Source organism: Rhodopirellula maiorica SM1 (assembly GCF_000346295.1).
Classification (GTDB): domain Bacteria; phylum Planctomycetota; class Planctomycetia; order Pirellulales; family Pirellulaceae; genus Novipirellula; species Novipirellula maiorica.
On the sequence record NZ_ANOG01000958.1, the window covers coordinates 1 to 12008 of the forward strand.

The following is a 12008-nucleotide window of genomic DNA, read 5'->3' on the forward strand; positions in this document are numbered from 1 at the left end:
ACAAATATTCACGCGCCCGGAGCCTACATTCATTTCGCCCCCGACGAGTGTTTTATCGGCATGGGGTGCTGGCGACCCGAGCGAAACGTATTGTCCGCCATTCGTCGGGCCATCGACGCGAACCCCAAAGCGTGGGTAAAGGTGCGGGATCAAAAAGCATTTCGCCAGCACTTTGAGTTTACGGGCGAGAAGCTAAAGACAACGCCCCGCGAGTACGACAAGACGCATCCAATGATCGACGATTTGCGAAGGATCGATTTCATCACCGTCGCTCCGCTTAGCGAAGCCGATGTGACCAGTGCCGGCATCGTCAAGCTGTTGATCGATCGCGTGCGTGCCGCGCGGCCGCTGATGCGATTTCTGTGTGATGCGATTGATGTGCCCTACTAAACAATTTCGCTCAGGGACAATCATGAACGATCAAGACGATCGCGACCCAGTCTTGTGGTACCGATTGATGGTGCTTGCGATCTTGATCGTGTCGGGGACGCTTGCGATCGGCGTTCTGTATCCTTCGCCGGTTTCCTCGCCATCGGTGTCAATGCTTGCGTGGATTTCGATTCCTAGCTGGATCACGCTGCAAACATTAATCCTGATCACGCCTGGTTTCTTGGCTGCGTGGCTGCTGCGATCACGCTTGCCTCGCTTCTGTATTGGTATTGGTTTTGGATTGATGATCGTCGTTCCGGCTGGCATGCTGTTGGACGCGATTGCATTTCGCTGGGTTTCGGACCGTTTCTTTTCCGCTAAAATTTTGCGTGTCGCAACCGACTTGCGTGACAGCCTGCTTGCTCACGCCCAGTGGAAATCGGTAGCTCCGACGCTGATTTGGTGCACCGGGTTTGCCTTGATCGCGATTGGCGTGTGCTGCGTCTCAAAGCCGATCGCTCGATTCTGCATACGGCATCGGACGGTTGCAAAGTGGGGTGTGAGTATCACAGGTGTTTTGGTTTGCTTGTTCTCGTTTCCGGCCATTTTGGATTGGCAAGCCACGGCGACTCGAATGCGAGCCAATTCAACGCGGCATCCTTGGGTTGTGTTCCGAATCATTAATCCGAACAACGTAGCGGCGACGAATACCCATCCGCGGTTCGCTCCGGTCTCGTTCGTGATTCCACAGAGTGACATTGAATATCGGAAAGTCCAACAGCGTGTGGCGGGGCTGGATTGGGATGCGCTCGATTCACGCGACGTGCCGTTTCCAGATGTGGTCGTGGTAGTGCTTGAGTCCTTTCGTCACGAGATGGTCGATGCCGAGGTCATGCCCAATCTGTCCTTGCTGGCCAACGATGGGATTCATTGCCGTAATCATTTTTCAGGAGCCAACGCATCGAACTTCGGCATGTTCAGCATCGTCAATGGTTTGGAGGCGATTTGGTTCGAAGAACCGGTCCGCTTCAGCCCACTGATGAATCGTTTGTTTCGTCAGGCGGGCTACGAGTTGGGGCTGTTCGCCAGCCACGATGATTGGCGATTGTTTGCGATGGATGTTTTTTTAAATGAGCAGCAATTTGATGTTTTTCAGTGTGAACCAAAGGGATGGAGCGAAGTGGACAAGCGAACCATTTCGCGTGCGGCCGCATTTTTGAATCGCTCGGACTTGGCCGACGATCATTCGCCATCACCGCGCTTAGCCGTGGTCTACCTCTACACCACCCATGCTGATTATCGTTGTGATCCGGCGGACGCGGTGTTTCACCCGGCTGCGGATGATTCGTTCCCCATTCCCTATCGGCCCGAGCAACGTGATGCCGTGTGGAACCGCTACAAAAACTGTGCACGTACGGTCGATCGATTGATTCGTCCGCTATTGGACCGCAATCGGGTGGTGATCGTGACCGGTGATCATGGCGAAGCATTTTTGGAAGATGGTACGTGTGGCCACGGAACAAAACTGAGTCGCTATCAAACGATGACACCGGCGATTGTCTACGCTCCGGGCATCACGCCCCAGCAAATCGATCAGCCGACGATGCACGCCGATTTGCTGCCCACACTTACCGCGTTGGTTGATCTGCCGATGAGCGATCGAAGTGTGTTTGATGGCAGTGCATTTGCGAGCAAAAGGGAGTTGAGTAAATCGGATTTGAACGAGCGAGTTTTTATGGTCCGCGACTACTTAAGCGACGAAGCTTTGTTAGTGGGACCTCCGAACACGACGATGGCGTCCGAACAGATTCTGGGAATCGGATGTCGAGTGTCGCTTGGCGAAAATCGTGTTCGCATCACCACCGCGATCAGTGATTCCGGTGACAAGTGGACCGATTTGCCAGGCTCGCTGCGTCAATCGAATAAAAAAATAAATTCGCAAATCCTGCAGGAATGGTTAAAGAAACGGTTTGATCGAGGCTGAAAATCTCTGGCGATGTCACCAATCTGACTGATTCGTCTTTCTCTGAAACCTTGGCTTCGCCTAGACTGCCCCCGTCGACTCGTCGGTTTGCGAACGCCCGGTGGCAAAGACTGCCATCAATGATTGCAAGCGAAAACGACGAGGCGATCGATCACAGAGTCGAAACTAGTACGGATGCTACGGGAGTGCTGCGGCATGGAAGCCGGATTTTTATTGCGACGTTTCGTAATCGTGGCGGTGGGTTTTGCAGTAACCTTTGGGATTGCTAGCTCATCCAACGCAGCGAACTTTCGGACTCAAAACTTCTTGATCCAAGCTCCCGATGCTCATTTGGCCCAGGCCGTGGGCGAAGCCGCCGAGCGTTATCGCAACGACTTGGCGACCTATTGGCTTGGGGCTCCGTTGCCACCATGGCCAGTGCCCTGTCCCGTTCGAGTCGTTTCGGGGCCGCGACTAGCAGCCCAAGGGGTGACGACCTACAACCGTTCGCCGGTTCGCGACTTTCAAATGGAAGTCGTCGGAACGCCCGAGCGAATTCTCGACAGCGTCCTGCCCCACGAAGTCACCCATACCACTTTTGGCCACTCACTTTGGTCGTCCGCTGCCACGTTGGGCGGACGAAGGAATCTGTACGACGGTCGAGCACGACTCGGAGCGTCAAAAGCACGAAGCCAAGCTGCGAGAGTTCTTGGGAACTCGGCGTGGCATCGCGATGAACAAGTTGTTTCTGTTGACGGAATATCCAAGCGACGTGTTGCCGATGTACGCCCAAGGCTACTCGGTTTGCCGCTTTTTGATCGAACAAGACAGCCCGCAAACGTTTATCAAATTTTTGCATGATTACATGCAACATCCATCGTGGACGGCAAACGTCCGCAAGCATTACGGCTACGAATCGTTGGCCGAGCTGCAAGAATATTGGTTAGCCTGGGTCGCTGCCGGCAGCGGTCCGGTGGAAAAGTTTGCCAAACGCAACCTGAACAACGACGGCAATAATTCGGGCTCGAACATCGATGTCGCAGCTAGCGGCAACGGGGCTGGCAACCATGTCGCGATCAATTCGCCATCAAATTCCCGAGCACCGGCAAACTCGCCCGCGGGCAGATTTGCTAACGCGGACGGAGTTCAACTCGCTCAGCTCGAAACACCCTCGTCGTCGGTATCGCCTGCGACCGCGCTGGCCAGCACCCAGCCAAGCGGCTGGTACCAACGCCGCAAATTAGAGGGCGAGGGACACGTCCGTCCGTTGGAAAACAGCCAACCCGCGGCGATCAAGGTGGCTGGATCGATGGCGTCGGATCGTTTATTGCCTCCGTCGGTTCGTGGCAGTGGCCCCTATTCGGCGGCTCAACCGCAGCCGGAACAGTCGTTTTCGCGTAACGGAATCGCGCTGCGTCCGATGGCTCCTGCCGCTGCTGAGCCTGTTTCCGGCTATTCCGGTGGCTCGAGCTATCTCGGTGGCTCGGACATTCGTCAGCCGCCGCAGTCACTTCGCCGCTAATCAAATCGCGGTCAAGAACTCCTAAAAAACCGGTCGATACGAAGGTTTTTGGGGATGACTACCAAAACATCGCCAAACATGCTATTTTCTCACGCTCAAAAGAACTCTGTGAGAGAATTCTCCATCCATATTACGCTTTCCTCGATTGCATCGAATCATGGCTAAACCACACCACAAGCTGAAAAAAGCTAACCACGGACAACGTCCGGCCAACGCAAAAGCTCGTAAAGCAAAGCGTCGTAAAGTTAAAACCTAATCTACCGCTGCCCGCACAACTAACGGAGCAGTTCGTGGCTAAAAGCGATCTTATCGTCGATTTGGCACTGTTGGACCTCGACAATCCGATTGCGGATATCGAGGACATTCGCAAGCTAAATCCGCAACGTTTCGAGATGGAACATCTGACCGGGATCCTTTACGAGGACACCGAACGCTTGGTGTGCGCCGGTTATAAAGATATCACCGAAGACGAATTTTGGGTGCGCGGCCATATGCCGGGTATGCCGATCATGCCTGGTGTGATCCAGCTTGAAGCGGTTGCTCAGCTATCGAGCTACTTCACCCAGCGACATGACTTGCTCGGAGCCGCAATGGTCGGCTTTGGGGGGCTGGACGAGGCTCGCTTTCGTGGCGTCGTCACCCCAGGCGACAAGCTGATTCTATTGATCGAGCTGCAGAAAGCACGTCGGGGCCGTATGATCGTCGCCAAATTCCAAGGCGTCGTCGACGGTAATCTGGTGGTCGACGGTATCCTGCGAGGTATCCCGATTCCGATCGACTCGGTCAAAAAACATCTCGCTTCACGCCAATCGCAATAGACGGGGTTGGCGTTTTGTGTCCCTGCGGACCTGAAGCCATCGCACTTCCGATCGCTGCGAATTCACACGCGTGGCAAATCACACGCGTGATTGCTCGGTCAATTGCCGGACCATCTCCGCAGCGTCATTGGTCTGCTGAAAGATAGCGCGTTGGGATTCCGACCAACCGCTTCTCGCTGCCATCTCTTTGACAAAGCCCAATTCGCTTTCACAGCCCAGATCGATCGCGACGTCACGTAGCTGGTCGACCAACCGGCAAGCGATCGTCACTACCGGTTCGACGCGATAGTCTCGCGTGTTGACTAGGCTTGCCGAGCTGCCAAACCTCGCCGCTCGCCATTTGTTTTGCCGAACCATCATCGGATGGCAATCGAATTGGTAAGTTCCTTCATCAATCTCGTCGCTCAGAGCTTTCACCAAGCATTGAATCAGAGCCGCCAGCCCGCAGACCGAATCGATGTCGCCGGGCATATCGCAGACGCGAACTTCAACCGTGCCGAAATTGTGATGCGGCCGTACGTCCCACCAGATTTCGCGGATGGTGTTGATGAATCCTGTCTCGACCATGTGATTGACCAGCCACACATACTCGCTCCAGTTTCGCATCAGCGTTGGCAATCCTGCGGTGGGCAATCCTTCCATCAACTTGGATCGATGCGAATGCAGCCCGGTATCCCGCGTCTGCCAATAGGGGCTGCTGGTCGAAAGCGCCAACAACATCGGCAAATGCTGCATGATCCGGTCGCAAATCATCACCGCCTTGTCGCCGGTGTCGACGCCAACGTGCACGTGCAATCCAAATGTGATCATTCGGCGTGCGAGCTCTTGCAACAGATCGAGCAGACTCATGTACCGCTCGGTCGGCGTGACTTGCTGGTTCTCCCAGCGGCTGAACGGATGCGTGGATCCCCACCACAATCGCATGTCCAGCGAATCGGTGACGGATTGAACTTGCTGGAGTTTGCCCAGCAAATCCTCGCGGACTTCGCCCACGTTGTTACACACTCCGCTGATCACTTCGACACAGCACTGCATCAATTCGGGTTTGATGGTCGTGTGCAGCGGTTCCGGAATTTGCTTGAGCAGCGTATCGCACCCGTTGGCAAGTTCCATCGTCTTGCCGTCGCAGATGCCCAATTCGATTTCGACACCAAGGGTATGGGTCGGGTTCGAATGAAAGTTCAACTTGGCCATGGGCGTCGTCTCCGCGAAAATCGTTGCAAGTAACGTGGGATAAGCGTTTGCAGTGCCATCGTGAACGCGACATCGTGAATCCGATGTCGCTATACGTTTTCTGTGGGAACCGGGTTGCGATTCGGGTCGAAGTATGCAATCACGGAGGCAGCGAAAAGTTTGGCACCGACCATGATCGCTCGCTCGTCGATGTCAAATGCTGGCGTATGCAGCGGCGCGTGTCCGACCTGATCGCCTGCGACCCCAAGTCGAAACATCGCTCCGGGGATTTGTTTTAGGTAATACGAAAAGTCTTCGCTGCCCATGCTCGGTTCGTCGATCCATTCGATTGCACCTGCCGTGAAGGCCGCAGTGGCGGTATCGGCCAACAGATCCACCAGCGAGTTGTCGTTGATCACCGCGGGGGCTGAGAACCCAAGCTCCATTTTGACTTTGCAGTTGTTTTCGATCTCGGTCGCCTGACAGACGTCTTCGAGCGTTTCCAATGCGATGCGTCGCGAGTGAGGGTCCAAGGAACGAAGTGAACCTGAGAGCGAAGCGGAATCGGGAATCACATTGGTGCTGTGCCCAGCGTGAAGTTCGCCAACAGAAAACACCACGGTTTGATGAGCGTTGACGGTGCGTCCGAGTCGACGAAACGCCGATTGCACCCAGTGAGTGATTGCATCGATCGGGTCGTTTGTCAGATGCGGGCGGGCACCGTGACCGCCGTTTCCATGGATCGTAACGTGCACGGCATCACAGGCAGCTGTCAATGTGCCATGACGCAGCCCAACACAGCCCACCGATCGAGTCGGGTCGACATGCAAGGCCAAAATCGCATCAATGTCTCGCAGTGCGTGATGGTGAATCATGTAGCGAGCACCGGTCGCCAATTCTTCGGACGGTTGCAGCAGTGCGCGCACCGCGATCGGCCAGGGCAAACGGTTCGCTTTGTGCATCTCGGTTAAAATGTGCATCGCGGCGACGACCACGGTGGCGTGGACATCATGCCCGCACGCATGCATCACCCCGTCACAACTGCTGCGGTAATCGACCGCTTTCGAATCGCTGATCGGCAACGCATCAATGTCACCACGGATCGCAATCCAGCGTTCCGGTTCATGTTTGAAAGTCACTAAATCTGCTGTCAAACCACGCTTGTCGACTGGGATGTGAGTCGGCAATCCAAGTTTCGTGAACGCGCACGTTAGGTATTCGGTCGTTTGGTACTCTGCATCCGATAATTCGGGATGTTGATGCAGGTAGCGTCGCATTGAAACCCAATCGGGATTCAGCGGGTCTGCGACCTTGGTCAGTTGCGGTAGCCAGGTTTGTGAGTCAATCATAACAGTGGGGTGAGCAATTGTGATGCCAGTTCGTGTCGTTTGATGACCGAGACAGCCGTGAAACCTATCTGACGCGTATTTTAGGGGAGGAGCGAAACCGCTGCCGTCATCACATGTGACTCGCCCGGATTCAGCGTCTGGCTCAACAGAGCCACGTTGGCGGTTTCAATACAGACCATCGACTGCCATTCGTCGTCGCCAAAATCGGCCATCGCAGCACTCTTTTTGATCCACGGATTCCAGACCACAGTGCACTGCGAATTGGATTTCGAGATTTGGATCGACCGTGACAATGCCAAGTCACGTAGGGTGCAGGTCGACGTGGTGTTGAGGTAGACGCGGTCGCATTCGCCATTGAACTTTATCGATTCGTCCGTTGCTTGTTTTTTGTTTCATGCCGTCGACCTTGTCGATGTACCCAGCCGACTCGAGACCTTCGACGACCACTTGATGGATGTCTTCGACGGCCAAGTAAGTGTGAAGTGCTTCCTCGAATGACGCCGGTTCGCTTGCTTGATCCGATAGTGTCACCCTCAGCGACATGCCCAGCGAGCGACCGAACGTGGCCGTATACTTCAATTCGAAGTCGTCAATCGCGATACCGAGCGTCAGTGATACGTCGCCGTCATCGTTGTTTTCAGCGGCAAGCAAATCCCACGTCCGAATTCGAGCATACCCGTGCCCTGGAGCATCAGGGTCGGATGCCTTAGGGCCAAACCAAGGAAAGCAGATGGGGACGCCGCCGCGAATTGCCTTGCCCTCCGCAAAGGCCGACTTTTCGCTCATCCACAGAACAGGCGATTTGCCACGGGGCTGAAAGTGAGTGATGTGGGCACCGTGAAGATAGATCTCGCCCTCGCAGCGATCCGTCTCGATGATTGCTTTGACCAGCCCGCCATTTCCCTCGGTGAAATGAATCCCGGTAACGGAGAATTGAGACGCCAATTGATCAACGCTGGGTTGCATGTTGGTTGCCAAAGAAACGAGTTAGAAACGTCCGAGCAATCGTAGCGAGGCTCGCCAAGAATTTCGGCACGAACACGGATTTCCCGCTTCTTGCCGGCGGAAAATCCTTATTCGTTTCAGTGTACCCGCTGGATCGAGACACCGCGTCACTGCGCGGGCAATTCTTCTGTTGGAACCGGTACGGCTATCAACCAATTGATCGTGGTATTGTTGCCACCGCTGGGTGTGCCGAGGGTCAACGTGATGTGACCATCGTTGACTTCGATGTCAGTCGTCGCTTCGTGAAAGACGCCAGCAGGAGTGGAAACGTCCTCGGCAACCTGAACGTTCTCGACTTGCAAAAATTGCCCCGTCTGTTCGTGAGCTGCGTCACCCATACAAACATGCACCCTCCATTTTCCGTTGTCCACTTCGCACTGCCACACGTCTTGTTTGCGTGTAAAGACAAACCCGTCGCGGAGCGGTCCGAGGTTGGTTGCTCGCCATCGTGTGTTGTCACCCAAATCCGTTTGCCAACCGTAGCCGGTTTCGGACGAAAACTTGTGGCCCACATCGTTGCGGAACGGCGCGACCGTGGCGGATTTCGCTGAGGTAAAGTTGATTGCGATCGTCTTCGCGGGAAACGGAGCAAGTGACGATGGAATGCCATCGGTTTCGGGAGGACGTTGCCAAGACACTGTTCCGGCAGTGAAGGGCAGTGGGTCATCGACATCCGATATTCCATCATCGTCGGCATCCGACGGGCGGATACGAATGGGATCAGGAACGGGTTGCGATTTCAAATGGTTCCACAGCGAGATTGCCACGTCGCGGCGGGTGGCGGTGGGAGCAAATTCAATGGATGGAGCTGAATACCCGGCATTGGTAATGGCGTCCTGAACACGTTGCAGCCATGCGTTGTTCGCAATCTGGTCGGGTTGAAACGCCGTATCGGTGGGCCCGAGGCCCAGCAGTCGGCGAAGGGCTAGCTGTTGGATCGCGACAAAACCATCGTCGTAAGGGTCCGTGTCGGAAAACGGCCAAATCGCTAGCGGAACGCCACTGTCGGGGTGTAAGAGTCCTTCCCAAATTTGAGCGAGTTGATCCGGGCGGAGATAGATGGCGGCAGGATCGATATGGTTACGCAAGCTGATTGCTGCCACCGCACCACTGGCCTGGCCGACATGCATCGATTGATCATGCAATCGGCAGGATGAGCCTACGATACTGGTGTACCCCAAGTTTTTTTGGGCCCCTAACAAGCCGTGGATTTTTTCGGGGACAAGTGATCGCAACGGAAAAACGGCGAGTCCTGTTCCGCCCAGACCAAAGCGACGTTTGCCGCGAAAGGTCGCTTCCCAAGGCCCTGCGTTTCCCTTGTCGGTGACCCATGTTCGCTGAGTTGGGTGGAAATCCTTTTCGAATTGCCACGAGAAAACCGCATCGGGGAACATCGTTGTCGCGTAATTTGAATAGCCACCAAAACCGTCGACCTCCTGTTCGCGAACGATGTGTCGAGCGACCAGTCGTAGGCTCTCGCGGACGTAAGGTTTCGGAGGCAAGCGATCCGATGTTCCAAATTCGTTGCTTAACGCCATTCGGCGGAATTTTGGAAAGTTCTGTTGAAGGTGATAGTAGTAGCGAAGCGTGTGGCGTTTGGCATCACGAAATACAATCTCACGCTGTGCTGCGGTCATTGCGACGAGCGTTTTCTTTGACGCTCCGACTTCGTTGCGTTCGAGTTCGGCGACCACGTTGGCTGGCAACGAGTCAAGAGGGTAATCGATCTGTGGTGAATTGATTAGCAATACGTCGGGGTGGTCAATTTCAGTGAATCCTTTGCCGTCGACTAACCGCCGCGTTGTGTAGGCAAACTCCTCCTGGATCCACCCCCACGTTCCCGTGAAGTAGCGAGGGTCATATGTCTCTGGCTCTGGGTACAGCGACTCTTGATCTTGTTCGACAAGGATCATGCAATAGGTGATCGGGGCGAGATCGGTGGTCGGTTGATTGGTTTGCGGGGCTCGAGGTTCGCCGAATTCCGCTTGTGCATCGATGCCGGTGTCCCAGCGTGCACCGGAAGCTTGGATCACATCGCCCCAGTCACTAGCATCAATCGTCATGCGGGCGTGAACCACTAGCGAATTTACTTGTCGTGTGGCGTCCGTGGTCACGAACTCGGCTCCGCGGACCGTGTGATTGTCCATGATGACGCGAGCGACACGAAAATCTGAGAACCGCTGGATTTGGCCGGATCGCTCGTAGGGGGCAAGCAGATCACGAAAGACAGATTCCGATACAACGGGTCGTGCCGTCGTGATCACGCGAGTGTTTCCAGGGCGGCGAATGCCTCCATAGAGTTCAGCGTTCTTGGTTTCGATTTTGTCGATGACTTCTCGGAATAGGCCCGAGCGAGGGATGGGCACGGTACCGTTGTATTTGTGGGCTCGGTTTTCATCGATCGCACCGAGTCCCTCGGCACTGAATTGTCCGCCAAGCCAATCAATATCGTTGACCAGAACAATCTTTTGAACGCCCATGCGAGCGGCCTGGACCGCCGCTGCGCACCCCGACTCGGTGCCTCCGACGATCAGCAAGTCTGCCTCCACCTCGACTGGCTCTGTAGCATCGGCGTGATTGATCGCAGTGGAAGCCGTGATCAAGAGCAGGCAGATCGTTAGTGATGTCAAGCTTCGTTGCGGGAGACCACTCATGCGGAATTGACTCGCTTTTGGTGTGCTGATTTTGGCAAACCGCCGAATGTTTCCGGCGTTGTCAGGAGATTCATGTTATGCGAGCGGGGGGGACAGGCAGCTAACTGACATGAAAGGTAGGTTGCTTGGATTATGCCGTGTGCAACGTCCAAGCCGTTGTCAGTATAGTCGTTCGCCCGCCAGCCACCCCTCCCCAAACAGGGACAGAGCATTTTGCTGAGGTGTAGACGTCTAGCCCAGGCAGGCTAATCCAGGGGGATCCAGGACGATTAGTGACGCGTTCTGCATCGAAACGTCGCCGATTGCGGTGTATTTCGCCCATGCTGTGCCGAAGGGCTTCCAAGCACGCGCAGTTTCTTTATCGGCGACACGTCACCACGCTCAACACCTGAAAAGAATAGATGCTCCTAAGCTAATCCGCTTGGGTGAGTAGCTCTCGGGCTCGACGCCGCAAATGATAGCGGCGGTGGGTGCGATGGCTGCGCAGCGGATCGACACACTCGGGGCGTCCGGCGACCGTGCAAAACAACCGGCCAAAGTCGCTGACCAATTCGCACCAGGTCTTGGTGTCTAAGCCCAGTCGCTTGAGCACCGGTGGTAGGTCTGCCGGTGTCCTGCCTCGTTTGCCAGGTGCGATCTGGCGAGCGGTCCAGTCGAGTGTTTCCAGGTAATCTTCGAGTGACATCGGTAGAAAACCTTTGTCGCTGCAGCGTTTGCCCGTCTGGCTAACGCAGGGGCCGATCTCACCGGACCGCTCATCGATCGCAACCGGCGACAAGAAATTGTCGCGTCGTTTTGCCACCGGAACGCCTCCGTCTCGATCGGCGGTGATCGACTCAATCCGCCGCTGGACCGAGGTGTGATCGCTCTGTTCGAGTGTTTCGGCCATCGCAGCTCGAATCGGATTCAGGTCAACATAGGCAGCACAAGCCAGCAGCGATGCCTCGTCGACGATCCGAGTGGCATGGAAGCGATCTTGGAAAAAATGGCCTGATTCTTCGTCTTCCTGGTTCGCTCGCATTGCGACACGTTGGCAAAGCAGTCGCATCCACCAACTGATACTGCTGAGTCGTTTGCGGATGTCGGCACATTTGACGGGGCATCCAGCGATCGATCGGATCTCTGCTTCGGTTGGCGGAAGCGGCAGCCCATCCG

General features: G+C 55.3%; 11 protein-coding genes. 5 read left to right on the plus strand and 6 right to left on the minus strand.

Annotation, left to right across the window (positions count from 1 at the left end; all coding sequences use genetic code 11):
* The 5 genes from RMSM_RS30630 to RMSM_RS30645 all read left to right on the plus strand — a co-directional run.
* Window positions 1-390: TIGR02453 family protein (locus RMSM_RS30630; protein ID WP_040770320.1), on the plus strand; the 390-nt coding region annotated here is incomplete at its 5' end.
* A 22-nt stretch (window positions 391-412) separates the two neighbouring features.
* The gene (locus RMSM_RS37550; protein WP_008706663.1) at window positions 413-2353 is read left to right on the plus strand and encodes a sulfatase-like hydrolase/transferase; all 1941 of its coding nucleotides are present in this window, start codon (window positions 413-415) and stop codon (window positions 2351-2353) included.
* 577 nt (window positions 2354-2930) lie between these two features.
* Window positions 2931-3854, plus strand: a complete 924-nt coding sequence (locus tag RMSM_RS30640; RefSeq protein ID WP_008706667.1) for a hypothetical protein — start codon at window positions 2931-2933, stop codon at window positions 3852-3854.
* A gap of 157 nt (window positions 3855-4011) precedes the next feature.
* Complete coding sequence (locus RMSM_RS43905) at window positions 4012-4110, plus strand: 50S ribosomal protein bL37 (protein WP_372717856.1); 99 nt, start codon at window positions 4012-4014, stop codon at window positions 4108-4110.
* Between the two features lie 34 nt (window positions 4111-4144).
* Window positions 4145-4672: a 3-hydroxyacyl-ACP dehydratase FabZ family protein gene (locus tag RMSM_RS30645; protein WP_008706669.1), complete on the plus strand. Its 528-nt coding sequence runs from the start codon at window positions 4145-4147 to the stop codon at window positions 4670-4672.
* A 78-nt stretch (window positions 4673-4750) separates the two neighbouring features.
* Here RMSM_RS30645 and RMSM_RS30650 read toward each other — a convergent pair whose 3' ends face one another.
* The 6 genes from RMSM_RS30650 to RMSM_RS43130 all read right to left on the minus strand — a co-directional run.
* Window positions 4751-5866 (minus strand): carboxylate-amine ligase, encoded by a 1116-nt coding sequence (locus tag RMSM_RS30650; protein WP_008706671.1) that lies wholly within the window; start codon window positions 5864-5866, stop codon window positions 4751-4753.
* Window positions 5867-5955: 89 nt separating this feature from the next.
* Complete coding sequence (locus tag RMSM_RS30655) at window positions 5956-7194, minus strand: M20 metallopeptidase family protein (protein WP_008706673.1); 1239 nt, start codon at window positions 7192-7194, stop codon at window positions 5956-5958.
* Between the two features lie 80 nt (window positions 7195-7274).
* A complete protein-coding gene (locus RMSM_RS43535) occupies window positions 7275-7559 on the minus strand; it encodes an aldose epimerase family protein (protein WP_081614392.1) in 285 nt (94 codons plus the stop codon).
* The gene (locus RMSM_RS30660; protein WP_008706677.1) at window positions 7495-8160 is read right to left on the minus strand and encodes an aldose epimerase family protein; all 666 of its coding nucleotides are present in this window, start codon (window positions 8158-8160) and stop codon (window positions 7495-7497) included. The genes RMSM_RS43535 and RMSM_RS30660 overlap by 65 nt, the downstream gene beginning before the upstream one ends.
* Before the next feature lie 146 nt (window positions 8161-8306).
* The gene (locus tag RMSM_RS30665) at window positions 8307-10853 is read right to left on the minus strand and encodes an FAD-dependent oxidoreductase (protein WP_052031881.1); all 2547 of its coding nucleotides are present in this window, start codon (window positions 10851-10853) and stop codon (window positions 8307-8309) included.
* Between the two features lie 412 nt (window positions 10854-11265).
* Window positions 11266-12008, minus strand: a 743-nt coding sequence (locus RMSM_RS43130; RefSeq protein ID WP_236622371.1) for a hypothetical protein, incomplete at its 5' end; no start/stop codon positions are given.